The sequence below is a fragment of the Kitasatospora sp. NPDC001683 genome (assembly GCF_053596495.1).
In genome coordinates this window covers 20916-46866 of record NZ_JBSFGK010000060.1, presented here as the reverse complement: position 1 = coordinate 46866, position 25951 = coordinate 20916, and the positions used below count along the sequence as shown (strand labels likewise).

Sequence of the window (25951 nt, the reverse complement as noted above, 5' to 3'; positions counted from 1 at the left end):
GGAGCGTACAGCTCCCGGCGGGCCCGGCCGGTGGTGGCTCAGTGCATCGCGACACCGGCGGTGTCGCCGCTCGGCAGGTCGCTGGCCTTCGCCTTGATCGCGAACAGAGCGACCAGCAGCGCGACCCCGGCGAGCGCCGCGCCCACGATGAAGCCGTGCGAGATCCCCTGGGTCAGCACCGAGTTGGCGGCGTCGGTGCCCGGCGGGAAGTCGTTGTGCTCCTTGAAGTAGCCCAGCTGTTCCGGTGTGGCGCTCTGCATGAACGCGGGCAGTTGCGCCTTGAACTCGGGCACGGCGTAGTGCGCGAAGACCGTGGTCAGGATCGAGAGGCCGAGCGAACCCCCGATCTGCTGCATCGAGTTGAGCAGTCCGGATGCGGCGCCGGTCTCCTCACCGGGGACACCCGCGACGGCGAGCAGCATCACCGGGACGAAGATCAGACCCATGCCGAAGCCGAAGATCACCGTGGGGGCGAGCACGCCGTCCAGGTAGCCGCTGTCCTTGTGGAGCTGGGTCAGCCAGGTGAGGCCGACGGTGACCAGCAGCGCGCCGCCCACCATGAACGGCTTCGGGCCGTACTTGGCCTGCAGGTTGGAGGCGATCTGTGCGGCGATGATGATCGACACGCTGATCGGCAGGAACGACACGCCCGCCTTGAGCGGGCTGTACCCGAGCGGCCCCTGCACGAACAGGACGACGTAGAAGAAGATGCCGAACATGGCCGCGGCCAGGCAGAGCATCATCACCAGGCCGCCGGTGCGGTTGCGGTTGGCGAACAGGTGCAGCGGGGTGATCGGCTGGTCGGTGCGCCGCTCGATCACGAAGAACGCGGCCAGCAGGATCGCACCGCCGACGAAGGAGCCGATGGTGAGGCCGTCCGACCAGCCGTAGTTCGGGTTGGCGGCCCGGATGAAGCCGTAGACCAGGCCGACCAGGCCGAGCGTCGAGGTGAAGGCGCCGGGCAGGTCAAAGCGGCCGGGGTGGCGCTCGGACTCGGCGATGTAGCGCGGCGCGGCGATCGCGATCAGGACGGCGATCGGCACGTTGACGAAGAAGACCCAGCGCCAGTTCAGGTACTCGGTGAGCACGCCGCCGGCCAGCAGGCCGATCGCGGCGCCCGAACCGGCCACCGCCGAGAAGACGCCGAACGCCTTGTTGCGCTCCGGTCCCTCCTCGAAGTTGGTGGCGATCAGGGCGAAGGCGGTCGGCGAACAGATCGCGCCACCGATGCCCTGGAGCGCGCGGGCAGCCAGCAGCAGGCCGCTGTCCTGGGCGAAGCCGCCCAGCAGCGAGGCCAGGCCGAACAGCAGGGTGCCGAAGATGAACACCCGGCGGCGGCCGAGGATGTCGCCGGCCCGACCGCCGAGCAGCAGCAGTCCGCCGAAGGTCAGCGTGTAGGCGTTGATGACCCACGACAGGTCGGTGGTCGAGAAGTTCAGCGCGTCCTTGATGTGCGGCAGCGCGATGTTCACGATGGTCGCGTCGAGCACCACCATGAGCTGGGTGGCCGCGATGACGGCCAGGGTGATGCCCTTCCCCCGGCTCTGTCCGTCCTTCGGCGGTGAGTTCTTGCTGAGCGTGTCGGAGATAGCCACGAATGTGCCCCCTGCTGGCTATGTGCTTGGGTGCTTGGCGCTCGGGTGCGCCGGCTGTTCTGGGTGTTGTGGTACATGGGTCTGCCGCGGATCCGCTGGCCCGAACGTGCTGCTGCGCGATGGCGCAGCCTAGGAAGGAACGGTGCCGTTCACTAATCTGGACGATATCCTGGGCTCGATAGTGAACGCAAGCGTTCCTTAAGGATGGTGTTGATGGATCGGTTGATGCGGCGCCTGTCGGTGGACCGGGCGGCCGGGGTGCCGGCGGATCCTGCCGTGGCGGCGGAGCCCGGCGCGCCTCTGACGGCGCCGGGAGCGCCGGAGGCTTCGGGCGCTCCGGCTGCTTCGGCTGCTCCCGGCACGGACTCCGAGCCCCGCTGTCCGGTGCGGGCCGCTCGGGAGGCGCTGGCGCGACCGGTGCGGCGTCGGGGGAAGGAGTTGGAGACGGCGATCTTCGAGGCCGCGCTCGACCAGCTCACCTCCGGCGGTTACGCGCGACTGACGATGGAGGGCGTCGCCGCTGCGGCGCGGACCGGGAAGGCCGCGCTCTACCGGCGCTGGGCGTCCAAGGTCGAACTCGTCATCGACGCCCTGGACTCCACTCTCCCACGCCCTCACGGCGTCCCCGATCTCGGGTCCGCCCGCGCCGAGTTGCTGCAGCTCATCGGGCTGTTCACGGACGCGATCGGCTCCCGCACGGGTGCCGCCCTACATGCGCTGATGGCCGAGCTCTCCCAGCAGCAGGCCCAGGTGTTCAAGGACTTCATCGTGCAGCGGGTGATCGGGCCGACCAAGGACACCATCCTGGACATCCTCCGCCGCGGCGTCGAGCGCGGCGACGTCCGGCCCGACGCGGTCTCCCCACTCGTCGCCGACGTGCTCCCGGCGATGCTGCTGTTCCAGATGAAGGTCCTCGACGGAGGGGTTGCCCCCGACTTCGCGGTCCGGCTGGTGGACGACGTGCTGGTCCCGATGATCCGCCAGCCGTAGCGGGGCCCGGAACGGTCGCGCCGGTCGCGCCGGTCGTACCGGGCGGGCGGAGGGCTTCCGGAGGCGCCGGTGGGCGTCCCGTGGGCGTCGGTGGGCGTCCGTGGGCGGGCTTAGGCTGGAGACTGCCCCATCGGAGCGGGCCGCCTTGCCTCCCCGGGTCGCCTTGCCCAACCAGCTGTCCTGCTCGACGGGGCTGCTTCGCCGAACGGAGTCCGTGATGCCCATCGTCCCGCCGACGCACTCCGTCGAACGCTCGCTGCGCCGGGCGGGCGCCAAGGTCGTGGTCGGGCTGGACGAAGTGGGTCGCGGCGCCTGGGCCGGACCGGTCACCGTCGGTGCGGCCGTCACCGGCCTACGCCGGGCGCCGGAGGGGCTCACCGATTCCAAACTGCTCACCGAGCTGCGCCGCGAGGCCCTCGCGCCGGTGCTCGCCGACTGGGTCACCGCATACGCGCTCGGTCACGCCTCACCGCAGGAGTGCGACGACCTCGGCATGACGGCGGCGCTGCGGCTGGCCGCCATCCGCGCGCTGGAGGCGCTGCCGGTCGTGCCCGACGCGGTGATCCTGGACGGCAAGCACGACTACCTCGGCGGCCCCTGGCGGGTGCGCACGGTGATCAAGGGCGACCAGTCCTGCATCTGCGTCTCCGCAGCCTCGGTGATCGCCAAGGTCCACCGCGACGGACTGATGGCCGAACTGGGCGAGGCGTGCCCGGAGTACGGCTTCGCGGACAATGCCGGATATCCGTCCCCGGTGCACCGCGCCGCGCTGGAGGAGTTCGGCCCCACCGGGCACCACCGGCTCTCCTGGGCGTACTTGGACGCACTGCCGAAGTGGCGCCATCTGAAGCGCGGTCGGGACGTCGTGGGCGCTGACGGGGGATCCGCCGACGAACAGTTGACGCTCGGTTTCTGACAGTCCGTCTGAATTGCCCCGGGTGGCGATCGGGGCGCCCGATGCCCAATGGGTGGGGTGCCCGTGCGCCTCCGATCGGCATTTGATAGATATCCGGGTATGCCTGTCTTCCCCGAGGAGCCGGAGATTCACGAGAGCCTCCCGGGCCCCGGCGTTCCCTTCCCCCACGAGTCGGACGCACAAGCCCTCCACGCGCCTGCCACCGGCGGCGCACCTGCCACCGCACCCACCACCGCTGCCGCGCCGCTTCCGGTGCCCGGCCCGCGTCCGGCACCGCCCCGTGCCGACCGCCCGGGCCCGCCGCGTCCGATCCCCAAGCCCGGTCCGGCACCGCGCCGGCCGGCCCCCGCCGTGCCGCAGGTCGAGGTCCAGCGCATCGCCGCCGCCCCGGCCCAGGCGCTGGAGCGCGCCGACGACGCGGTCGACCTGCTGTTGGACTCGGGCTGCAACCCGGGCGACATCCTGGTGCTGACCGTCGGTGAGGCGCACCCCTGGCAGCAGCACGAGCTCTCCTTCGGTGAGGAGCGTTACTGGGCGCAGCTCACCGAGGGCGGGGACGTGTTCTACGCGGACGCCGCGCTGACCCGGCCGGTCCGCCGCGAGGTGGTCGTCCTAGTGGTCAACGGCGGTTCGGCCGCCCGGGCTGCCGAGGCGTACAGCGAGGCGCTCGGCCGCGCGACCGCGCTGCTGGTGGTCTGCGGGGAGGCCGGCCCGGCCGCGACGGCGGCGGCCGGAGCCGCACCGGGGCGCCCGGTCAAGGCCTGACCAGAGGTCCAGCAGTCGTCTTCGCCTTCCGGGCCCGGTGCGGTACGGCACCGGGCCCGGAGTCCGTCCGCGGTGCCGTACGGTGCCGGTGCGGCTCAGAGCGTGCCGGTGCGGCGACCCGGTTCGACGGCCGTGACCCGCGCCGTGATCCACGGGGGCTCGGACTGCTGGGAGCGCTGCGGAGCGTCGACCCGTTTGGCCTGTTCGGCCGCCTGCTGCCGGGCGCGCTGGCTGCGCGGGGCGTCGTCGAGCACCGACCGCGGCGGCAGCTCCGTTACGGTGTGCACCGGTCCGTCCGCCCACGAGCCCGCGTGCGGATTGCGCCCGCTCCGTCCGTCGCCGAGGATCTGCCAGCCCGCCGGGGTGAGTCCGATGTACGAGCCGCAGCGCAGCCCGTGCAGCCCGGCCGCGTCCCGCAGTGCCCACATCCAGGCGCCGTCCTGCTCCGTCCAGCCGGGCGCGCCGTCGCGACAGCGCAGCAGCACGGCCGTCCGGGTCGGCGCGGGCAGTCGGAGATCGTGAGGGATGATCCGACGCAGGTGTGCCAGCAGGGCGTTCCGGTGCTGCCAGCCATCGGTGTCGTGCGGCCAGGGCGTGAACGAGGCCGAGGCGGCGAGGTGGTGGAGCGCGTCCAGGACCGCCACCACGACCGTGCCCGGCTGAGGCAGGTGACGCTGGTGCAGTTCCAGGACGAACTCGCGCGGATCGCGCAGCAACGGGATCCCCGAGGCGGTCCAGGTCTCCAGGTCCAGCAGCCGTCTGGGCGCCGAACTCCCGGAGAGGGGATGTTGACCTCGGCCGATACCGTTGATCACGATCCTCCTTCCTGGCCCGTGGGCAGGGGGGTGCCTGGGTACGCCGAAGCGTGGGTCCAGCGGACCGGGTTTCGGGTACCTCCCAATTCTCGGGGCAACGGGGCCGGAGCGGCAATGATGAAATGACGAACGCCATCCGATAGCCCATGTTCTGCCGGATATGTTCCACGGCGACCCGAACGCGCTTCAGGTGGTGCCCGGCCTTGATCCACGCTGCGCGAAGCGCACGGCGAACCGTCATCGGCATGGTGGGCACTCCTTTCTCGGGTCGGGTCTCCGGTGTGATCGAAATCGCCCTGGCGGCTCCTTTCTGTTGGGTCGTTCGAGTGAAGGCGGGCGTGTACGGGGCGGCCTCGCCGCCCGCTCACCCCTGCACGGCCAGCACCAGCGGCAGCACCGCGCCGGCTCCCGCCCGGCGCAGCAGCCGGGCGGCCACGGTGACCGTCCACCCCGAGTCCACGAGGTCGTCCACCAGCAGCACCGGTCCGCCGGCGGCAGCCACCGCCTGCTCCAGCTCCGGCGGCAGGACCAGGGCCCCGGCCAGCGAGTGCAGCCGCTGGGCACTGTTGCTGCGGGCCCCGTGCGGGGGCCGCCCACCGGCGTACTCGATCCGGCCGAGCAGCGGCAGCCGCCCGATCTCGGCGATCCGAGCGCCGAGGCTGCCGAGCAGCTGGGGGCGGGTCGCGGAGGCCATGGTCACCACGCCGACCGGCCGCTCCAGCCGGACGCCCTCCGCCGTCGCGGGCCCGGCCCAACCGCCGGGGCCGCGCGCCCAGTCGGCCAGCACCGCCACCAGCGCGTCCACCGCCTCGCCGGGCACCGGCACGTCCGGCGCCTGCTCGGCGAGCAGGGTGCGCAGCCGGTTGCCCCAGCCGATGTCGGACAGCCGGCCGAGCGCCCGGCCGGTCTCCGCCTGCTCGCCCGCCGGGATCCGGCCCTTCAGCGGCACCCCGAGCGCGTCCATCCCGGTGGGCCAGAGCCGGCGCGGCTCGAAGCTCACGCCAGGGCGGCCGAGCGCGGCCCGGGCCGCGGCCAGCGTCGCGTCGGAGACCTCCGGGGTGTGCAGCGGCCCCGCGCAGTTGTCGCACCGCCCGCACGGCGCGGCCTGCTCGTCGTCCAGCTGACGGCGCAGGAACTCCATCCGGCAGCCGGTGGCCGCGGCGTAGTCGCGCATCGCCCGCTGCTCCGCCTCCCGGGAGGCGGCGACTTTGGCGTAGCGGGCGGTGTCGTACTCCCAGCTCTGCCCGGTGGCCGTCCAGCCGCCCTTGACCCGGCGGACGGCGCCGTCCACGTCCAGCACCTTGAGCATGGTCTCCAACCGGGCGCGGCGCAGGTCCACCCTGGGCTCCAGGGCGGCGGTGGAGAGCGGGCGGCCGGCCTCGGCGAGCGCGTCGATGGTGCGGCGCACCTGCTCCTCCGGCGGGAAGGCGAGCGAGGCGAAGTAGCGCCAGATCGCCTCGTCCTCGCGCCCGGGCAGCAGCAGCACCTCGGCGCGGTCCACACCGCGCCCGGCCCGGCCGACCTGCTGGTAGTAGGCGATCGGCGAACTCGGCGAGCCCAGGTGGACGACGAATCCGAGGTCGGGCTTGTCGAAGCCCATGCCGAGCGCGGAGGTGGCGACCAGCGCCTTGACCCGGTTGGCCAGCAGGTCGGCCTCGGCGGTGCGGCGCTCGGCGTCCTCGGTGCGGCCGGAGTAGGAGGCCACCGGGAAGCCGCGCTCGCGCAGGAAGGCGGTCACCTCCTCGGCGGCGGCCACCGTCAGGGTGTAGACGATGCCCGAGCCGGGGAGCCGGTCGAGGTGATCGGCCAGCCAGGCGAGCCGGTGCGCCGGATCGGGCAGGGCGAGCACGCCCAGGGTGAGGCTCTCCCGGTCGAGCGGACCGCGCAGCACCAGGGCGTGCTCGTCGGTGGTGCCGGTGCCGAGCTGTTCGGCGACGTCCGCGGTGACTCGGGCGTTGGCGGTGGCGGTGGTGGCGAGCACCGGGACGCCGGGCGGCAGGTCGGCGAGCATGGTGCGCAGCCGGCGGTAGTCGGGCCGGAAGTCATGGCCCCAGTCGGAGATGCAGTGGGCCTCGTCGACCACCAGCAGTCCGGTGGACGCGGCGAGCTTCGGCAGCACCTGGTCGCGGAAGTCCGGGTTGTTCAGCCGCTCGGGGCTGACCAGCAGGACGTCGACCTTTCCGGCGGCGACCTCGGCCTGGATCTCCTCCCACTCCTCGGTGTTGGCCGAGTTGATGGTGCGGGCGTGGATGCCGGCTCGGGCCGCCGACTCGACCTGGTTGCGCATCAGGGCGAGCAGGGGCGAGACGATCACCGTCGGCCCGGCACCGCTGGCGCGGAGCAGGGCGGTGGCGATGAAGTAGACCGCGGACTTCCCCCAGCCGGTGCGCTGGACGACCAGTGCGCGGCGGTGGTCGACCACGAGGGCCTCGATGGCCGTCCACTGGTCCTCGCGCAGGCCGGCGGAGGGGCCGGCCAGCTCGCGCAGGACGGCCTCGGCCCGCGCCCGGACCTCGGCGCGGTCGGCGGTGGCGGTGGTGTGGATGTCGGGCTGCTTCATGGCGTCGATGTAACCCCATGCCGCCGACAAGGGGCGAATGCGGGCGGGGCGGTGTAGCGGAAGACGGAGTGGATTTCATGTGCTGATCCGCTGAACGGCTGTCAAATTCCACTCTCCGGAGTGAGTTTCACGTGCTCCGAATGGGCGAAGGAAAATTCGGATGCCGAGTTATCCACAGGAAAAAAGAAAATTCCGGGGTCGCAGTCGGACAGCGCCCATTCTTGCGGCCATGAACGCGATGAACAACGAACACGTCATCCTGTCCCTCGGCCCGGCTTCCGAGCAGCGGCCGGTCGTCATGCGCGGTCCGGCCGACATGGCCGAACTGTTGCCCTACCTCCTGGGGTTCTACCCCGACGACAGCATCGTCGCGGTCGGCCTCCAGGGCCCCGACCTGCACCAGGGCGGGGTCATCCGGGCGGACCTCCCGGTCTCGCCCGCGGAGTGGCCCGCCGCGGCGGAGGAGACGGCAGCCTTGCTGGTCGCCCTCTCCGAGCGGCACGGTGGCAGGCCGCTCCAGGTGCTCCTCTACCTCTGCCAGGATCCCGGCACGGCGCACGCACCGCCGCCGGTGGAGGACCTGCGGCCGCTGGCCGACCACCTGCGCGCGGCCTTCGGGCGCAGGGGAGTGGCGGTCAAGGAGTCGCTGTGCGTCTCGGACGACCGCTGGTGGTCCTTCCTCTGCCGCCGGGAGGGGTGCTGCGATCCGGCGGGCACCCCGGTGCGACGCGGGCCCGATCCGGGCCCGGCGGCCGCCGCCGCGACGGTGGCCGGCCTGGTGCCGCGTGGCAGCCGGAAGGCGATCGTCGCCGGACTGGCCCCGGTCGGCCCGCCGGAGGACGGAGCGCAGCGCGAGGCGCTCGTCCGCGCCGAGCCCGTCGCGGGGGCCGTCTCCCGGGAGGAGGGCCTGGAACTGCTGGAGCAGGCCTTCGCCGAGTTCGCGGCCGGCGCTCGGGAACTCGACGAGGAGCGGACGGCCCGGCTGCTGTTCGCCCTGCGGGACCGCCTGACCCGGGACCGCGGCGTCGAGTACGTCCGGCCCGCCGAGCTCGCCCCCGCGGAACGCCTCTGGCGCTTCCTCGCCCGGCGCGCCGTGCCGCCGTACGAGGGCTGTGCGGTGGCCCCGCTCACCCTGCTGGCCTGGTCCTCCTGGGTCGCCGGGGACACGGCCACCGCCCGGGTGGTGCTCGGCCACGTGCTGCGGCTCTCTCCGGACTACCTGCTGGCCGAGTTGCTGTACGAGTCGATGAACGACGGCATGACGCCCGGGGCGTTGCTGGTCGCCGTCGAGGCCCAGCGTCGACGGCGCGAGGAGCGCGCGGCCGCCGTACGGCCCGAGCCCGAGGCCGAGGCCGAGCCCGGGCCGGCGATGGGCGGCGAGTCAGGGCCGCCTGGGCCTGGTCAGGCCCCGGCCGGCGGGCGCCGACGTCGGCGGGGTGGCCGGTGGAAGGGCGTGTCCACGGCGTCGGCCCGGGCCGATCGCGGTTCCGGCTGTCCTGCCAGCCCCGGCTGCCAGGACAGTCCCACCAGCGCTGGCAGCCCGAGCAGTCCCGGCCGTCCCTCCGATCCCGGTGAGCCGAGGCCGGAGGGGAGCGGTTCCGAACCGGTCGCCCTGCTCCCGGCGCCCGGCTGCGGCCCGACGCCCGGGGTGCGGCCCACTCGGGGCGTGCGGCTCGGCCGGGTGGGAGCCTGTGCCTCCGCCGCCGCCCGGTCCGGCACCGGGCTCCACCGGTGCCGGGGCTCCCGGCGGGCGGCGAGAGGAGCCCGTCGTGCCGACTGAACCGCTCGCCGTTCCACCGATCGGAAGGCCGCTACGCCTCGCCGTGCGCCATCTTGATCAGCCGGTCCAGCACCTTGCCGCCGCTCACCCGCAGACCGTCGTGCTCCCACTCGTTGGTGATCCAGGTCCGCAGGCCGCGCACCGCGCGAGCGGTCTCCAGCGAGTCGGCGGTGTCCACGTACATGTCGTCGTGGTAGACCGCCGCCACGACGGGCACGGTGTTGGCGGCCAGTCGCGCCGGGTCGTAGAGGTCGGGCCAGTCGGTGCGGGCGGCGAGCAGGTCCGCGGTCTCCTTCAGCGGGCGCAGCGCCGGGTCGGTGTCGAACATCCAGGGGTAGATCATTTCCCCGGTGAACAGCACCGGCGCGCCGGTCTCCAGCGCCGCCCGGGCGTCGAACTCCGGGAACTCCTTGCGGACCCGCTCGGCCGACCAGTCGGTGCCGCCCTGGTCCACTGAACGCTGGCCGTAGATCGACTCGTGCAGCACGGCGTACAGCGGGCCCTCGGCGAAGGAGAGCTTGGCCTGGACACCGGCCAGGAAGGTGTCGGAGAGCTCGGCCCCGGCCGGGCCCTCCACCCAGGCCTCCTCCAGCAGGTAGTGGAGGGCGCCGGAGCCGTTGCCGCCGCCGAGCATCAGTCCGAGCACCTGGAAGGCCTCGACGGTGAGCAGCCCGCCGTCCGGCAGGGTGGCGGGGGTGTCGGCGAGGTGGGCGACGATCCGCCGCACGGCCTCGACGTCCTGCGGGAAGCGCGCGTAGTGGTCCTCGTTCTTGCGGACGACGCGCGGGTAGGCGGCGCGGTAGACGTCGTCGGCCGAACTGCCGAGGCCGGAGAGGCCGCCGGTGATGAAGGCCTCGGCCAGGCCTTCGGGAGCGAACGAGAGGTAGGTGAGGGTGCAGAAGCCGCCGAAGCTCTGGCCCAGGACGCTCCAGCGCTTGTCGGCGCCGAGCAGCCGGTGGCGGATCAGCTCGGCGTCCCGAACGATCGAGTCCGCGCGGAAGTTGGCCAGGTAGTCCGCCTGCGCCTGCGGGCCGCCGCGCCGGGCGAGGGTCTGCCGGGTCGCCGGCGTGGACCGCCCCGTGCCGCGCTGGTCGAGCAGCAGCACTCGGTAGTCGTCCAGGGCGCGCTCCAGCCAGGTGTCCCGGCCGAGCGGGCGGGCGGCCTTGCCGCCGGGCCCGCCCTGGAGGAAGAGCAGCCAGGGCAGGTCGTCCCGCTCGCGGCCGGAGGCCACCACCTCGCGGGCGTACACCTCGATCTGCTCGCCCTCCGGGGAGGCGTGGTCGAGCGGGACCCGGAAGACGTGGTCGGTCGTGACAATCCCGGGCAGTCGGCTGATGGTGGACATGCAACTCCTCGGTCTTTGCTGGTCACAGCGGTTGCGTCGCGGTTCTCGGGGTCACCGGGTGCGGGCGCCGCGACCCCCGCACCGTATCCTGGCGCGGTCGAGCGCGGGTTCGACCGCCCCCGTTCACCGAACCGGGCAGCCGGCCACCGCCAGGCCCGGCCCGAGCGGTGCCGGAGCCGGACCCAGGACACGGACGCGCCAGGGGGCGGGGCGAAGCCCTCTGCGCCGACCCGGCGGAGGCGGCACGACCGCCCGGCGGGCCGAGCACGACCAGCAGCGGCCACGGCGGGCGTGACCTGGCGGCGGTGCGCGGCGTTCACCTCTGGGGGCCCTGCGCCCGGACGGTGTCCGACCGCAGCCCGTTTTCCGGGGCCGTCCGGCGGCGCGGACCGGCCGAGCGCGACTGGCAGCCGGTCGGGTGCGGGCCACGGCCGCAAGACGTCACGGGCAGGGCGCCACCGACGGGCCGGGGCGCCGGACCTGACGAGGTGTCGGGCACGATGACGTGCCCGACACGAGAGGCGCGGCGCGCCGGTACCGGCCCGGTACCGGCGCGCCGCATGGCACGGCCCACCACCGGGTACGGCCAGACACGGCACACCCGCTGACGGGGCGAGTCCCGCCGGCCAGGCACCATCAGCACGCGAACGAGCATGCTCGCGGCCCACCGGCCTCACCGGCCGCCGGACCGCCGAGGGGAGGAGAGTCCGGTGACCGCCATGAGGCCACTGCAGGCCATGCCGGCCGAGAGCGTGGTCGGCGCGCCCAGACCGGTCAGCCGTACCGATCAGGGGCCGGCGTCCGGGCCGGCGGGCGCCCCCGCCGGCCCCGGACGGCCCATGGCCCCGCCGCGCCCCCAGCCCCCGGCCGCCCACCACGCCCTGCTCTGCGTCAACGCCCCCGCGATGGCCGCCTCCGGCCCGGACGGCCAGCTGCGCGGCCACGGCCTGCACGGCTTCTACCGCAACGGCGTCCGGGTGCTGGCCCGGATGGAACTGCGGCTGGGCGGCATGGAGCCGCTACCGCTCCAGGGCACCCTGACCAGCGCCGCCCAGGCCCGCTTCCTCGGCGCCGTCCGCGTCCCTGGCGACCTCGACCCGGATCCGGCGCTCACGGTCGAGCGGCTGCGCCACGCGGACGGCGTGGAGACCGTCACCGTGCGCAACACCGGCGCCCGGCCGGCCCGGCTTCCACTGGAGATCGCCCTCGGCACCGACCTCGGCCCGGTCGCCGAGATCGCCGCCGGACACCGCCCGCCCGACCTGCCCGGCCAGGTGCAGTCCGCCGGGTTGCGCTGGTCCGGCCCGGTGCACAGTGCCGTGGTCAGCGCCAAGCCCTCCCCGCACGCCGTCCTGGCCGGGGCCGGGGTGCTCCGCTGGGACCTGGAGGTCCAGCCCGGCGCCCGTTGGTCGGTCGAACTGCGCGCCGAACTCGAGAGCGCTCCCGGCGGTCCGCGCCCGCCCGGCGGGCGCGGCACGGGCGTCCCGCTGCCCTGGGCCGAACCGGAGGTGCGCAGCGACGACCCGCGCGCCGCGCTGCTGGTCGACCGCTCCCTGGACGCCCTCGGCGGCCTGCTGTTCGCCGACCCGGATCGCCCGACCGACCTCTACCCGGCCTCCGGCGCGCCCTGGCGTTTCGGTCTCGCCCCGGCCGACGCGCTCTGGGCGGCCCGGCTGACCCTCCCGCTCGGCACCCGGCTCGCGGCCGGCACCCTGCGCGCGCTGGTCCGCCGCCAGCAGCTCACCCCCGCCCCGGGCCGCACCGAGGGCCTGCTGCCCGGCGCGCTGCGGCACGGCGGCCCCGAACTGCCGCCCACCTGCACGGCCACCGAGGCCACCCTGCTTTTCGTCACCGTGCTGGCCGAGGCCTGGCGTTGGGGCCTGCCCCGGGCGGAGGTCGCCGAGCTGCTCCCAGCCGCGGAACGAGCCCTGGCCGCGCTGCGCGAAGGCCTGGTCGACGGCTTCGTCACCGATCTGAGCCGTCCGGCGGAGGACCGGGCCGCCCACCCGGTGGCCGCCCGCGCCGAGGTCCAGGCACAGGCCCACCGCGCCGCGCTGCACGGCGCCGAACTCCTGGAGGCCTTCGCCAGGCCGGGCGCCGGGGAATGGCGGAGTTGGGCCGCGGAGCTGCGCGGGCGCTTCCGCCGGCAGTTCTGGATCGACGACCTCTCGGGCGGCCGCCCCGCCGCCGGACTGGCCCCGGGCGGCCAGCCGCTGCCAGCCGTCGCCTCCTCCCTGGTGCACCTGCTCGACACCGGGCTCGCCGCCGACGGCGGCCGACACGAGAGCCTGCTGGATCGCGAACAGACCCGGTTGTTCGCCCAGCGCCTGGTCGCGCCCGAACTGGACAGCGGCTGGGGGCTGCGGACGCTCAGCGTCAAGTCCCCCCGCTTCAACCCCCTGGGCCACCGCGGCGGCGCGGTGCGGATCCACGAGACGGCGCTGGCGATCGCCGGACTCTCCGAGGCCGGCCACGAGAACGAGGCCGGCACCCTGCTGGAGGGCCTGCTCGCCGCCTCCGCCCACTTCGAGGGACGGCTGCCCGAGATGTACGCCGGGGAACAGCGCACCCCCGGCTGCCCGCCGGTACCGCACCCCGCCGCCTGCCGCCCGGCGGCGGTCTCCGCGGCCGGAGCCGTTCACGCCGTGTTCGCGCTCGCCGGAGTCCGGCCCGACGTCCCGGGCGGCCGCGTCCTGGTCCGCCCGGCCAGCACCGCCCCGCTCGGCGAACTCGAACTGACCGGCCTGCGGGTGGCGGGCGAGCCCTTCTCGGTGCGGGTGAGCCGGATCGGGGTGGCGATGGTCGAGGAGGCCTCCACGGAGCTGCAACTGGTCGCCCACTGACACTGGGGGCCCGGCAGCATCCGCCGCGCCGGGCCCGCGGCACCCCGGCTTGCCGGTGCCCCCGTCAGCGCGCCGCTCCGTCAGCGCGCCGCCGGGTCCGTGGCTGCCCGTGCGCGAACCGTGCCGGGCGGCCACGGTCACCGGTACTGCGCGCTCCGTGTACGGGCCTGTGCTTATCGTCAAAGAGACGACTATGATCGTCGCCATGTCGCGCTACGATCCGTCGGCCTTCCCCCCGTTCGCTGTCACGGTTGACCTGGTGGTTCTGACGGTGCGCGACCACTCGCTCTGCGCCCTGCTGGTCAGACGCGGCGAACCGCCCTTCCAGGGGTACTGGGCACTGCCCGGCGGCTTCGTCCGCCCGGACGAGGGCCTGGCCGAAGCGGCCTCCCGCGAGCTGGCCGAGGAGACCGGCCTGCGCGCCCACTCCGCACCCGGCCACGAGGCGGTCGGCCCCGGAGCGGCCGGTGCCCACCTGGAGCAGCTCGCCACCTACGGCCACCCGCAGCGCGACCCCCGGATGCGCGTGGTCAGCGTCGCCTACCTGGTGCTCGCCCCCGACCTCCCGACCCCCCGGGCCGGCGGCGACGCCAGCAGCGCCCGTTGGGCCCCGGTCAGCGAGCTGCTCGGCGAGAGCCCGGCCAACGGAGTCCCGCTCGCCTTCGACCACGGTCTGATCCTCGCCGACGGTGTGGAACGCGCCCGTTCCAAGATCGAGTACTCCTCCCTGGCCACCGCCTTCTGCCCGACCGAGTTCACCGTGGGCGAGCTGCGCCGCGTTTACGAGGCCGTCTGGGGCGTCGCCCTCGACCCGCGCAACTTCCACCGCAAGGTGACCGGCACCCCCGGGTTCCTCCTCCCCTCCGGTGGCACGACCACCCGACAGGGCGGTCGCCCGGCCCAGCTCTTCACCGCCGGAGGCGCGACCGTCCTCAACCCGCCCATGCTCCGCCCCGACTCCTGAGCGCTCCGGGCCCCGGTTCCGCCCGCACCCGCCTCCGCCAGGCCCGCCAGGCCCCGGACCCGCCTACGCCCGCGGCGGCCGAACGGCCCCGGCCCGGAGGCCGACGCGGTGGCACCGGCGCACAGTGACGTTGGACGCTTCGGTCACCGGGCCGAAGGCCTTGGGACCTGGGAGCCGCGATGACCACCGACAACGACTGCGCCAGACAGCGAGACCTCATCGAGCGCCAGGTGGCGGAGTTCAAGAACCTCAGCGCGACCGTCACCGGAACCGAGAAGCAGCTGGCCGCCCTGAAGGCCGCGCACGCAGACCCGGCCACGATCGCCTCCGTGCAGGAGACGCTGAGCGCCGAGGAGGAACAGCTGGCCGTGATCGCCGCCGAGGGCAAGGCCGCCGTCGAGGAGTTCCAGGGAGAGTGCGTCGGTCAGCCGCTGCCGCCGGGTGCCGCGGCATTCCTCCAGACCGCGCCTCCGGCCTCCGACCGGAGGCCCGACCGCCTCCGGAGTGCGCCCGCCCCGTGAATCGCAGGATCGGATTGTCCCCTGATCGGGTGAGGTGGGCGGGCGTTGGGCCCGTGGCGGTTCGATAATGCCCGGAATCGGCGGTGCTGACCCCTAATGTGCTGGCGTCGAGCAGGTCGGCCGAGGGCATGGGAGTAGCCAGCGATGATCCAGATCACCGGACTGACCAAGATCCATCGCAAGGGCGCACCGCCCGCCGTGCTCGATCTGACCTTCGACGCCCGGCCGGGCATGGTGACCGTGCTGCTCGGTGACGAGGGGGCCGGCAAGTCCACCGCGCTGCGGCTGATGCTCGAACTCGAACGCGGCCAGGGCGTCACACTCTTCGACGGCCGCCCCTACCGCCGGATCCGCCGCCCCGAGCGCGAGGTCGGTGTGCTGCTGCCCGGGCCGGGGGAGGGCGTCGCGGCGGTGGCCGGGAACCCGGGGCGCAAGGCGCGCGGTCACCTGCGAATGCTTGCCGCAGCCGTCGGCGTCCCCGTACGGCGGGCCGACGAGCTGCTGGAGCAGACCCGGCTGGCCGCCGTCGCCGAGCAGCGGCTGCGCACCTTCTCGCCGGGCATGCACCGCCGGCTCTCGCTGGCCGCCGCGCTGCTCGGCGATCCCGGCACGCTGCTGCTGGACGCGCCCACCGAGGGCCTGTCCCCGCGCAACGTCGAGTGGTTCCATTCCTTCCTGCGCTCCTTCGCCGTCGCGGGCGGAACGGTGTTGGTGACCACCCGCACCCCGCGGGAGGCGGCGCAGCTCGCGGACCGGGTGGTCACTCTGGACCGCGGCCTTCTGGTGGCCGACCAGCCGGTCGCGGAGTTCCGCCGGACCAGGCTCAGCCCCGAAGTGGCCGTCCGGGGGCCGCAGATGACCCGGCTGTCCGACCTGTTGGTCAGCCAGGGCGCCGAGGTGCGCCCGGACGGCGGCGCGGGTCTCGCGGTGGCGGGCATCGACCGCACCGAGATCGGTGAACTCGCCTACCGCCACGGGATCCTGCTGCACGAACTCGCCGACCGGGTGGTCGAGCAGCCGGTGCCCCGGGCCGCCGTGCCGGCCGCCTCCGGACGCTCCGGCCGCCTCCGCCTCAAGCCGGGATCCGAGTCGGCCCACGGTCCGGCCCACGATCCGGCCCCTGAGCGGGCCCACGAGCCTGCCCACGAGTCGCCCCCCGAGGCCGCGCAGCCGAGCCCGGCGTCGAGCCCCGAGCCGAGCCCCGAACCGGGCCGCCAAGCGACCCTCCCCGAACCCACCGTCCCCGAATTCACCGTCCCCGAGCCCGCCGCGAAGGGCCGCCCCCGGGACCGCGCGGCGGTCCGGCCCACCCGCGCGCTGCCGGTCGCCACCGTGAGGGCCGCCCTGCCCGCCCTTGCCGCGGCCACCACCTCGCAGGCGGAGCCCGCCCCTACCTCCGCCGCCCCCGCCGTCGCTGTCGACCGGCTCTTCCGCAACCAGCTGACCCCCGGCGCCCGCCCCACCGCGGCCGCCGACCCCGTCGGCACCGACCCCGTTCGTACCGAGCCCGAGCCCCCGCGCCACCGCGAGAGCGCTGCCGACCTGCTCACCGACGACACCGTCCGCCTCGGCCGGGTCACCACCAGCAAGGCCCCCGCCACCCCCGACGACCACCGGAGCGAGTGAACCGTGCGTGTCCTGGCCTACGAGCTGCGCCGCCTGCGCGGCCTGCGTTCCACCTGGTTGCTGCTCGCCGCCGTCCTGCTCTGCGACGCCGTCGTGGCCGCTCTCCTGGCGAGCCAGGCCCCGGCCGGTCCGCTGGCCGCTCCGGCCGGGGTGCGGCTGCTGACCGCCGCCATCCCGCTGATCCCGCTGCCCTTCGCGGCCCTCGGGGCCGGAGCGCTGGGCGCGCTCTCGTACGGGCACGAGGTGCGTCACCCGGGGCTCGCGGCCTCCCAAGTGACGTACTCGCGCCGGGTGCGCCTGCTGCTGGCCAAGCTGTTGCTGGTCGGCCCGGTGGCGGCGTTGCTGGCGCTGGGCACCCTGCTGGTCGACACGGTGGTCGTGCACCTCGCGCTGCCGGACGGGGTGACGGTGGCGGCCTGGTCGGACTCCGGCGCGCTGTCCGACCGGGTGTCCGAGGCGCTGGGCGCCGTCGGGCTGAGTGTTCCGGCCGACCTGCCGGGCGTCTTCGCCCCGTTGGCGCTGGTGCTGGGGCACGGCGTGCCGGCCGCGCTGCTGGCCTTCGTCCTGCTGACCGTGGTGGCCGCCTGGACCGGTGTGCTGACCGCCTCGCTGACCCGCAGCGCCGCCACCGGGGTGCTCCTGCTGTGTGCGCTGCCGCCGCTGCTGGAGTCGGGCGTCGCCCTGCTGCTGCGCCGGACCGGCCGTCCCTGGCCGACCAGGGCGGCGGAGCTGCTGCCCTTCCAGTCCGGCATCGAGTGGGCCTACGGCTGGGTGTACGGCGGAGCCCGTGAGGCGGCAGCCGGGAGCGCGGCGTTGACTGACCCGGCGCTGCTGGCGGCGGTCGCGGCCCCCGCGGCGGCCCTGCTGCTGGCCGCCCTGCTCCTCCAGGTCCGGCGCCGCTCGCTCTAGACCCGTCCAGGTCCGGCGCCGCTTTCTCCCACCTCCCGCTCCGACCGGACCCGCCGTCACTCGTGCAGGGGCCCGCCGCGTCTCGCGCCGGGCCCCTGCCGTGCGTTCCAGCGCCCGCCGTGGCGTGTTCCTCGGCCCGCCGCCCGGACCGCGTGCCCGCTTCGAAGCACCAAGATCGACCAGTGACGAACGTATTGGGCGGTTCTTCCTGATATGAAGTCAATTATCCAGTCACGGTCGATCACCCTTTCGTGTGCTTTTCACGAGAATTCTCAAGCTGCGCCTGCCGATCGCCGACAAAGGAGGCGTGAGTACCCTTGCGCACCCCACCATGACCCCCGCCCGTTCCGCCGAAGGGCCGATCCACGGCCCCGGCGATCCGGACCGCTTCTCGTACGCCGACCGGCCGACCCCGCCGGCGCCCCGCTGGGAGGGCGCCGAGTCCGACATCGGCCGGGTCGGCCGCAAGACCACCAGCAGCCGCGGGCGCGGTCTGCACGGTCAGCTGGTCCAGCAGCTCGGCCAGATGATCGTCTCCGGCGACCTGGGCGCCGACCGTCCGCTCGTGCCCGAGGAGATCGGCCAGCGGTTCGAGGTGTCCCGGACCGTCGTCCGCGAGTCGCTGCGCGTGCTGGAGGCCAAGGGCCTGGTCAGCGCCCGCCCGAACGTCGGCACCCGGGTCCGCCCGGTCGGCGACTGGAACCTGCTGGACCCGGACATCATCGAATGGCGCGCCTTCGGTCCGCAGCGGGACGAGCAGCGCAGGGAGCTGTTCGAGCTCCGCTGGGCGATCGAGCCGCTGGCCGCCCGCCTCGCGGCCGGCCACGGCCGGGAGGACGTCCAGCAGCGGCTGGTCGAGCTGGTCGAGATCATGGGCCACGCCGCCGCCCAGGCCGACCTGTCCACCTACACCCGGGCCGACGCCGAGCTGCACGGGCTGGTCCTGCAGATGGCCGGCAACCGGATGCTGGAGCACCTGTCCGGGATCGTCTCCTGCGCGCTGCAGGTCTCGGGCGGTCCGGCGATCTCCTGCGAGCGGCCCTCCGAGTCCTCGGTCAGCCTCCACGCCCGGCTGGTGGACGCGCTGGGTGCAGGCGACGGCACCGCGGGCGAGGCCGCGATGCGGGCGCTGCTCACCGTTCACCCCGAGCTGGAGCCCTCCGTCCCCGCGCCCCGGGAGCACTGAGCGGGCTGTTCTCGGCGAGCGGGCGCGCGGGACGCGGTCCGTTCCACAAGGGCCCTCCGGTCGCACCGCGCGGCGCAGCCGGAGGGCCTCCGCACAGCGGCGACCGCCCGGGGGCCCCGGCCGACGGCGGCAGCGAGGCAGCGCCGGCGAGTTGAGCCACGAAGCGGTGGACGCCACGAAGAGGTGGAGCCACGAATCGGCGGCGCCACGAAGCGGAGCCGCGCCCCGCGGCACCGCCCGGAGCAGTCACCCCGAACAGCCCGACCCGCTCATGACAACCGACTCCGCCGCGAGTGCGCGATGATGGATCCCGGCCCCGTGGCCGCGGGCGCCGAGCGGTGTGACCCGCGACACGAAGGCCATGCGTAACACTTGACGAGTAGCAGCGATGTGTCCTGAGCGGAAGCAGCTCCGGAATACTCCAACATGTCAGAATGCTGTGTTGGTCCGCGGCGCTGCTGCCGTCCTGCAAACCCAGTCCTCAAGCCCGAGTCGGTCGGAATCGACACCGCGCGTCCGACGCGCGATCTCCTTCCCCGCCCGCTCGGGCGGCCGGTACGGGTTCGAGTCCACTCATCGTCCGAGAGGTTGTTCGTGTCGGCCAGCACATCCCGTTCGCTTCCCCCCGAGATCGCCGAGTCCGCGGCTCTGCTGGCGCTCATCGAGCGGGGCAAGGCCCAGGGGCAGATCGCCGGTGACGACGTGCGCCAGGCGTTCGAGGCGGACCAGATCCCGGTCACCAAGTGGAAGAACGTCATGCGCAGCCTCAACCAGGTGCTGATTGAGGAGGGGGTGGACCTCATGGTCAGCGCGGCCGAACCGGCCGGCGCCAAGCGCAAGAGCGTTGCTGCCAAGAGCCCCACCAAGCGCACCGCCACCAAGGCTGTCACCACCCGGACCCCGGCCGCTCCGTCGGCCCCGACCAAGCCGCCCGTGCGGATCGCCCCCGGCGCTCCTGTCGCGGCTCCGGCCGTCGCGGCCGCCGCCGCGGCGCCCGCCCCCATCGTGTCCGCGGACATCACCGTCGAGGAGACGGCCGGCGTCGTCACCGAGGTGAAGTCGGTCGCGGCGAAGAAGGCCGCCCCGGCCAAGAAGGCCGCGGCCAAGAAGACCGCCGCGCCGGCCAAGAAGGCCGCCGCCAAGAAGACCACCACCGCCAAGGCCGCCAAGGGCGGCGACGAGGAGCTGCTCGGCGACGAGGAGCTGCTCGAGGACGTCGCGCTGCCCGGCGACAAGGCCGAGGCCGAGGCGGGCCCGGAGGAGGAGTCGGAGGGCTTCGTCCTCTCCGATGACGACGAGGACGACGCGCCGGCCCAGCAGGTCGCCGTCGCCGGTGCCACCGCCGACCCGGTCAAGGACTACCTGAAGCAGATCGGCAAGGTCCCGCTGCTGAACGCCGAGCAGGAGGTCGAGCTCGCCAAGCGCATCGAGGCCGGCCTGTTCGCCGAGGACAAGCTCTCGGCCGCAGACAAGCTCGCCCCCAAGCTCAAGCGCGAGCTGGAGATCATCGCCGAGGACGGCCGCCGGGCCAAGAACCACCTGCTGGAGGCCAACCTCCGTCTGGTGGTCTCGCTGGCCAAGCGCTACACCGGCCGCGGCATGCTGTTCCTGGACCTGATCCAGGAGGGCAACCTCGGTCTGATCCGTGCGGTCGAGAAGTTCGACTACACCAAGGGCTACAAGTTCTCGACCTACGCCACCTGGTGGATCCGCCAGGCGATCACCCGCGCCATGGCCGACCAGGCCCGCACCATCCGCATCCCGGTGCACATGGTCGAGGTCATCAACAAGCTGGCCCGCGTCCAGCGCCAGATGCTCCAGGACCTGGGTCGCGAGCCCACCCCGGAGGAGCTGGCCAAGGAACTCGACATGACCCCCGAGAAGGTCATCGAGGTCCAGAAGTACGGCCGCGAGCCGATCTCGCTGCACACCCCGCTGGGCGAGGACGGCGACAGCGAGTTCGGTGACCTGATCGAGGACTCCGAGGCGGTCGTCCCGGCCGACGCGGTCTCCTTCACCCTGCTCCAGGAGCAGCTGCACTCGGTGCTGGACACCCTGTCCGAGCGCGAGGCCGGCGTGGTCTCGATGCGCTTCGGCCTGACGGACGGTCAGCCGAAGACCCTCGACGAGATCGGCAAGGTGTACGGGGTCACCCGTGAGCGCATCCGCCAGATCGAGTCGAAGACCATGTCGAAGCTGCGCCACCCGTCGCGCTCCCAGGTGCTCCGCGACTACCTGGACTGATCGACGGCAGTACGCGACGAAGGCCCGGAACCGCACGGTTCCGGGCCTTCGGGCCGTTCGGGGGCGATGCGTCAGCGTCCGGGTGGCGCTTGTCGCTCGTCCGGGTGGCGGCGCACCGGGAAGTGGTCGCGCAGTGTAGTTGCTCGCCTACGCTTTGCCGGTTGCCTGCTGCCGAGCCTTGTGGAGTCACGGTGCTGACCGACCCGGACCGAGCCGACCTGCCGACCCCCGCCCCGTGCCGGGCCGCCCCGACCGCCCGGGCCACCGTTCCGCGCACGGCCCGTCGGGGCCGCCTCCGGCGTCGGGGCGCCCTGCTGGCGCTGCTCGCCGCCGTCCCGCTGGTCGCCCTCGGCACGGCCGGCCCGGCCGAGGCGCAGCGCAGGGTTGTCGGTGGGGGCAGCGTGAGCACCGTCGACCACCCCTGGATCGTGGCGCTGGCCAGCCGCCAGCAGTTCGGCAGCGGACGCTCCGGCCAGTTCTGCGGCGGCGCGCTGGTCACCCCGACGAAGGTGGTGACGGCCGCGCACTGCTTCTACGACGAGGCCAAGGGCCGGGTGGACCGGCCCGGCCTGAAGGTGATCGTCGGCCGGGACGACATGCGCGGCTCAGCCGGCCGAGAGGTGGCCGTCCAGCGGATCTGGATCCACCCCGACTACGACTTCGCCGCGAACATGAACGACGTGGCGGTACTCACGCTCGCCGAGTCCCAGGGCTCCCGGCCGGTGGTCGAGCTGGTCGGCCAGGGCGAGAGCGGACCGTACGCGGCGGGGACGAGGGCCCAGGTCTACGGCTGGGGCGACACCAGCGGGCGGGGTGACTACTCGCCGGTGCTGCGCGGGGTGGACGTGCCGATCGTCCCGGACCAGACCTGTGCGCACGCCTACCCAGGCGGGCCGGACGGCAAGTTCGACGCCCGGGGCATGGTCTGCGCGGGCGAGGAGAAGGGCGGCAAGGACGCCTGCCAGGGCGACAGCGGTGGCCCGCTGATCGTGGCCGGACGGCTGGCCGGACTGGTGTCCTGGGGGACGGGCTGCGCCGAGGCTGCCCACCCGGGCGTCTACACCCGGATGTCCTCGGTCACGGACGCGGTGCACTCGGCGCTCTGAACCATCGCCGTGGGTGATGGCGTCATGACGTTCTGACGTCGCTTCGGTTCCCGGTGGTCGCGCCGCGCCCGGGCCGGGCGAACGTGGGAGAACTGTCCGGAGAACAGCGGAGCCGGGTGGCCGACCCTCGAAGGGGTCGACCACCCGGCTCCCCGGTCGCGCGTGGTGCGCGACCGGACACAGCTCGTCGCCGGCCGGTGGGGGCGCCTGTGATCAGCGCTCGTCGTCGGCGGCCGTCGCGGTGGTGCTGGTGGTGAGACGGCCGCTCTCGTCCTGTATCTCCACGGCGATCTTCTTGAGCTCGGGCTCGAACTTCCGGCCGTGGTGGGCGCAGAAGAGCAGCTCTCCGCCGCTGGCGAGTACGACGCGCAGGTAGGCCTGGGCGCCGCAGCGGTCGCAGCGGTCAGCCGCGGTGAGCGGGCTCGCAGGTGTCAGAACAGTAGTCACGTCGCCTCTTCTCTAGCTCGACGAGCTGTCGTACCAGGCTCAACATCCAACCAGGCCGAAAACGTTCCCGCTCGTGGCTTTTCTTCTCTGAGGATTCTGCTGTGTTGATGAGGACGTGCCCCGGGCACCGGTGGTTCATGCGTGCCGGATCCCGGGAGCCACCCATCGCTCGAACGTCCGATCGGGCGGGGTTCGAGGTCCGCGTAGCATAATCCTCTGCCGGGTTGGAGCATAAGCCCCGTCCCGAGCCCCGGTAGCCTGCATAACGGCAGTTCCGGAGCCTGTACCGGACCCCACGATCCGCCAGGACCGGTGGTACCGGAAGGAGATGGCGCCCCCGGGGCCCACACCCGGATGCGGTCCTTGTTCGCGCAGCGCGTACAAGCTGCGCCGGGCCGGCCCGCCGTGCTGTGCACCCGCCGCAGGGGTGCGGGCACAGGGAGCGACGGCTGTCGGTGCGGTGTGCTGCACTGGCGGACGGTCCGGATGCGTCCGGATGTGACCGATGAGACAGAACTTCACCTGAGACAGAACTTCACCGAGGAGAGTGCCGCGTGAGTGCCGAAACGACCGTGCCGTCCGCGCTGCTGGCCGGCGACGACGGTTCCAACTACACCGCGCGGCACCTGCTCGTCCTGGAGGGCCTGGAGGCCGTCCGCAAGCGCCCCGGCATGTACATCGGCTCGACCGACAGCCGCGGCCTGATGCACTGCCTCTGGGAGATCATCGACAACTCGGTCGACGAGGCGCTGGGCGGCTACTGCGACCGCATCGAGGTCCTGCTGCACCCGGACTCCTCGGTCGAGGTCCGCGACAACGGCCGTGGCATCCCGGTCGACGTCGAGCCCAAGACCGGATTGTCCGGCGTCGAGGTCGTGATGACCAAGCTGCACGCGGGCGGCAAGTTCGGCGGCGGCTCGTACGCCGCCTCCGGCGGTCTGCACGGCGTCGGCGCCTCGGTCGTGAACGCGCTCTCCGCCCGGCTGGACGTCGAGGTCGACCGCAGCGGCCACACCCACGCGATCAGCTTCCGCCGCGGCACCCCCGGCATCTTCACCGAGGCCAGCCCGGACGCGCCCTTCGAGCCCGCCAACGGCCTCACCAGGACCCGCAAGGTGCCCAAGACCCGCACCGGCACCCGGATCCGGTACTGGGCCGACCGGCAGATCTTCCTCAAGGACGCCAAGCTCTCCCTGGAGCACCTGCACAACCGCGCCCGGCAGACCGCCTTCCTCGTCCCCGGCCTGACCATCGTCGTGCGTGACGAACGGCTCGTGGAGAGCGAGCAGATCGAGGAGTCGGTCTTCCACTACGACGGCGGCATCGCCGAGTTCTGCGAGTTCCTCGCCCCCGACAAGCCGGTCAGCGACGTGCTGCGGCTGCGCGGCGAGGGCACCTTCAAGGAGACCGTGCCGGTCCTGGACGAGCTCGGCCACATGACCCCCACCGAGGTCACCCGCCACCTCGGCGTGGACATCGCGCTGCGCTGGGGCACCGGCTACGACACCACCCTGCGCTCCTTCGTCAACATCATCGCCACCCCCAAGGGCGGCACCCACGTCACCGGCTTCGAGCGCTCGCTGGCCAAGACCGTCAACGAGGTACTGCGCGCCAGCAAGCTGCTGCGCGTCGCCGAGGACGACATCACCAAGGACGACGCCACCGAGGGCCTCACCGCCGTGGTCACCGTCCGGCTCGCCGAGCCGCAGTTCGAGGGCCAGACCAAGGAGGTGCTCGGCACCTCGGCGGCCAACCGGATCGTCGCGGCCGTCGTCGCCAAGGAGCTCAAGGCCTTCCTCACCTCGGCCAAGAAGGACCAGAAGCAGCAGGCCCGGGCCGTACTGGAGAAGGTCGTCGCCGCCGCCCGCACCCGGGTCGCCGCCCGTCAGCACAAGGAGGCCCAGCGCCGCAAGACCGCGCTGGAGACCAGCTCGCTGCCCGCCAAGCTGGCCGACTGCCGCAGCGACGACGTCGACCGCAGCGAACTGTTCATCGTCGAGGGGGACTCCGCGCTCGGCACCGCCAAGCTCGCCCGCAACTCCGAGTTCCAGGCTCTGCTGCCGATCCGCGGCAAGATCCTCAACGTCCAGAAGGCCTCGGTGAGCGACATGCTCAAGAACGCCGAGTGCGCCGCGATCATCCAGGTGATAGGGGCCGGCTCGGGCCGCACCTTCGACATCGACCAGGCCCGTTACGGCCGGGTCATCTTCATGGCCGACGCCGACGTCGACGGCTCGCACATCCGCACCCTGCTGCTGACCCTCTTCCACCGCTACATGCGGCCGATGGTCGAGCAGGGCCGGGTCTTCGCCGCCGTCCCGCCGCTGCACCGGATCGAGCTCACCAACCCCAAGCGCGGCCAGGAGAAGTACCACTACACCTACTCCGACGCCGAACTGCGCTCCACCCTGCTGGAGTTCCAGCGCAAGGGGCAGCGCTGGAAGGAGCCGGTGCAGCGGTACAAGGGTCTGGGCGAGATGGACGCCGACCAGCTGGCCGAGACCACCATGGACCCGCGCCACCGCACCCTGCGCCGGATCAACCTGGGCGACCTGGAGCAGGCCGAGAGGATCTTCGACCTGCTGATGGGCAACGACGTCGCCCCGCGCAAGGAGTTCATCGTGGACTCGGCGGCCACCCTGGACCGCTCCCGCATCGACGCCTGACGCACCCGGACGACGAGGGCCCTCCACCCGTGGGTGGAGGGCCCTCGCGCTGCCGGTTCCACCCGGGGTCCACCCCGGATCCGATCAGCGGGGAGCGCCGGATCCGTAGCGTCGGAGAGGTCAGTGAACGGCCTCTCCCCGGGACGGAGAACCCCTCATGTCTGCCCTCGTCAACCTCCTCGTGATCGCCGCGGTGGTGGTCCTGGTGGTCGGGCGCCAGATGCGCGTCAAGCGACTGGACACCGAGCGCCGCTTCTGGGTGCTGCCGCTGGTCCTGGGCGTGATCGCGCTGCGCGATCCGCAGATCATCGACCACCAGCACACCGCGCTGTCGGCCACCCTGCTCGCCGCCGGACTGGTCACCACCCTCGCGATGGGGTCGGTCTGGGGCTGGACCGTCCGGATCTGGCGGGACGACGACGGCCACGTCCTGGTCAAGGGCACCAAGGCCACCATGGCCGCCTGGGGCGGGACGCTCGCCATCCGGATCGGCCTGTACGCGGCCGGCTCGGCCCTCGGCGTCCACCAGGCGGGCAGCTCGCTGATGCTCGGCATGGCGGTCCTGCTACTGGTCCGCTCGCTCGTGGTCAACTGGAGGGCCCGGACGCTGGAGCCCTCGCGGGCCACCGCCGTACTGCACTGAACCGTCGTCGTGAGCACCGAGGAGGACTCC

The 25951-nt window shown here is 73.3% G+C and carries 19 protein-coding genes; 14 read left to right on the top strand and 5 right to left on the bottom strand.

Annotation, left to right across the window (positions count from 1 at the left end; genetic code table 11):
- Positions 1-38: 38 nt before the first annotated feature.
- Entirely contained in the window at positions 39-1595 is a 1557-nt protein-coding gene (locus ACWCYO_RS27745) for an MFS transporter (RefSeq protein WP_449785703.1), read from the bottom strand.
- Positions 1596-2033: 438 nt separating this feature from the next.
- Here ACWCYO_RS27745 and ACWCYO_RS27740 point away from each other — a divergent pair, with 438 nt between their 5' ends.
- The 3 genes from ACWCYO_RS27740 to ACWCYO_RS27730 all read left to right on the top strand — a co-directional run bounded on the left by ACWCYO_RS27740 (position 2034) and on the right by ACWCYO_RS27730 (position 4266).
- Positions 2034-2585: a TetR-like C-terminal domain-containing protein gene (locus tag ACWCYO_RS27740; protein WP_270143611.1), complete on the top strand. Its 552-nt coding sequence runs from the start codon at positions 2034-2036 to the stop codon at positions 2583-2585.
- 217 nt (positions 2586-2802) lie between these two features.
- Positions 2803-3501 (top strand): ribonuclease HII, encoded by a 699-nt coding sequence (locus ACWCYO_RS27735; protein ID WP_270143609.1) that lies wholly within the window; start codon positions 2803-2805, stop codon positions 3499-3501.
- 351 nt (positions 3502-3852) lie between these two features.
- Complete coding sequence (locus tag ACWCYO_RS27730) at positions 3853-4266, top strand: hypothetical protein (RefSeq protein ID WP_449785702.1); 414 nt, start codon at positions 3853-3855, stop codon at positions 4264-4266.
- 95 nt (positions 4267-4361) lie between these two features.
- Here ACWCYO_RS27730 and ACWCYO_RS27725 read toward each other — a convergent pair whose 3' ends face one another.
- Positions 4362-5081, bottom strand: coding sequence for a hypothetical protein (locus tag ACWCYO_RS27725; protein ID WP_270143603.1), 720 nt, complete (start codon positions 5079-5081; stop codon positions 4362-4364).
- A gap of 364 nt (positions 5082-5445) precedes the next feature.
- Complete coding sequence (locus ACWCYO_RS27720; RefSeq protein ID WP_449785701.1) at positions 5446-7641, bottom strand: RecQ family ATP-dependent DNA helicase; 2196 nt, start codon at positions 7639-7641, stop codon at positions 5446-5448.
- A 229-nt stretch (positions 7642-7870) separates the two neighbouring features.
- On the opposite strand from ACWCYO_RS27720, the gene ACWCYO_RS27715 reads away from it, so the two are divergent.
- The gene (locus tag ACWCYO_RS27715; protein WP_270143600.1) at positions 7871-9421 is read left to right on the top strand and encodes a DUF4192 domain-containing protein; all 1551 of its coding nucleotides are present in this window, start codon (positions 7871-7873) and stop codon (positions 9419-9421) included.
- Between the two features lie 31 nt (positions 9422-9452).
- Here the strand turns inward: ACWCYO_RS27715 and ACWCYO_RS27710 are convergent, their stop codons facing one another.
- On the bottom strand, positions 9453-10766 hold the full coding sequence (locus ACWCYO_RS27710) for an alpha/beta fold hydrolase (RefSeq protein WP_270143598.1): 1314 nt from the start codon (positions 10764-10766) through the stop codon (positions 9453-9455).
- A 719-nt stretch (positions 10767-11485) separates the two neighbouring features.
- On the opposite strand from ACWCYO_RS27710, the gene ACWCYO_RS27705 reads away from it, so the two are divergent.
- From ACWCYO_RS27705 to ACWCYO_RS27670, 8 genes are all read left to right on the top strand, one after another.
- Complete coding sequence (locus ACWCYO_RS27705) at positions 11486-13609, top strand: amylo-alpha-1,6-glucosidase (RefSeq protein ID WP_449785706.1); 2124 nt, start codon at positions 11486-11488, stop codon at positions 13607-13609.
- Positions 13610-13814: 205 nt separating this feature from the next.
- Positions 13815-14573, top strand: coding sequence for an NUDIX hydrolase (locus ACWCYO_RS27700; protein ID WP_449785700.1), 759 nt, complete (start codon positions 13815-13817; stop codon positions 14571-14573).
- Between the two features lie 179 nt (positions 14574-14752).
- Positions 14753-15094, top strand: a complete 342-nt coding sequence (locus ACWCYO_RS27695) for a hypothetical protein (RefSeq protein WP_270143594.1) — start codon at positions 14753-14755, stop codon at positions 15092-15094.
- A gap of 144 nt (positions 15095-15238) precedes the next feature.
- Entirely contained in the window at positions 15239-16720 is a 1482-nt protein-coding gene (locus tag ACWCYO_RS27690; protein WP_449785699.1) for an ATP-binding cassette domain-containing protein, read from the top strand.
- A gap of 3 nt (positions 16721-16723) precedes the next feature.
- Positions 16724-17629, top strand: a complete 906-nt coding sequence (locus ACWCYO_RS27685) for a hypothetical protein (RefSeq protein WP_270143590.1) — start codon at positions 16724-16726, stop codon at positions 17627-17629.
- A gap of 253 nt (positions 17630-17882) precedes the next feature.
- Positions 17883-18815, top strand: coding sequence for a FadR/GntR family transcriptional regulator (locus ACWCYO_RS27680; RefSeq protein ID WP_270143588.1), 933 nt, complete (start codon positions 17883-17885; stop codon positions 18813-18815).
- Positions 18816-19403: 588 nt separating this feature from the next.
- Positions 19404-21059, top strand: a complete 1656-nt coding sequence (locus tag ACWCYO_RS27675) for an RNA polymerase sigma factor (RefSeq protein WP_270143585.1) — start codon at positions 19404-19406, stop codon at positions 21057-21059.
- Between the two features lie 191 nt (positions 21060-21250).
- A complete protein-coding gene (locus tag ACWCYO_RS27670) occupies positions 21251-22165 on the top strand; it encodes a S1 family peptidase (protein WP_333493452.1) in 915 nt (304 codons plus the stop codon).
- A gap of 213 nt (positions 22166-22378) precedes the next feature.
- Here ACWCYO_RS27670 and ACWCYO_RS27665 read toward each other — a convergent pair whose 3' ends face one another.
- A complete protein-coding gene (locus ACWCYO_RS27665; protein ID WP_270143583.1) occupies positions 22379-22612 on the bottom strand; it encodes a DUF7455 domain-containing protein in 234 nt (77 codons plus the stop codon).
- A gap of 554 nt (positions 22613-23166) precedes the next feature.
- On the opposite strand from ACWCYO_RS27665, the gene ACWCYO_RS27660 reads away from it, so the two are divergent.
- On the top strand, positions 23167-25278 hold the full coding sequence (locus ACWCYO_RS27660; RefSeq protein ID WP_270143582.1) for a DNA gyrase/topoisomerase IV subunit B: 2112 nt from the start codon (positions 23167-23169) through the stop codon (positions 25276-25278).
- A gap of 157 nt (positions 25279-25435) precedes the next feature.
- Positions 25436-25921, top strand: coding sequence for a DUF1453 domain-containing protein (locus ACWCYO_RS27655; protein ID WP_270143580.1), 486 nt, complete (start codon positions 25436-25438; stop codon positions 25919-25921).
- Positions 25922-25951: the final 30 nt, after the last annotated feature.

Coding starts and splice junctions, on each gene's coding strand:
- ACWCYO_RS27705 (WP_449785706.1), top strand. CDS start 11,486: ATGAGGCCACTGCAGGCCATGCCGGCCGAGAGCGTGGTCGGCGCGCCC.
- ACWCYO_RS27655 (WP_270143580.1), top strand. CDS start 25,436: ATGTCTGCCCTCGTCAACCTCCTCGTGATCGCCGCGGTGGTGGTCCTG.
- ACWCYO_RS27710 (WP_270143598.1), bottom strand. CDS start 10,766: ATGTCCACCATCAGCCGACTGCCCGGGATTGTCACGACCGACCACGTC.
- ACWCYO_RS27735 (WP_270143609.1), top strand. CDS start 2,803: ATGCCCATCGTCCCGCCGACGCACTCCGTCGAACGCTCGCTGCGCCGG.
- ACWCYO_RS27690 (WP_449785699.1), top strand. CDS start 15,239: ATGATCCAGATCACCGGACTGACCAAGATCCATCGCAAGGGCGCACCG.
- ACWCYO_RS27720 (WP_449785701.1), bottom strand. CDS start 7,641: ATGAAGCAGCCCGACATCCACACCACCGCCACCGCCGACCGCGCCGAG.
- ACWCYO_RS27715 (WP_270143600.1), top strand. CDS start 7,871: ATGAACGCGATGAACAACGAACACGTCATCCTGTCCCTCGGCCCGGCT.
- ACWCYO_RS27695 (WP_270143594.1), top strand. CDS start 14,753: ATGACCACCGACAACGACTGCGCCAGACAGCGAGACCTCATCGAGCGC.
- ACWCYO_RS27700 (WP_449785700.1), top strand. CDS start 13,815: ATGTCGCGCTACGATCCGTCGGCCTTCCCCCCGTTCGCTGTCACGGTT.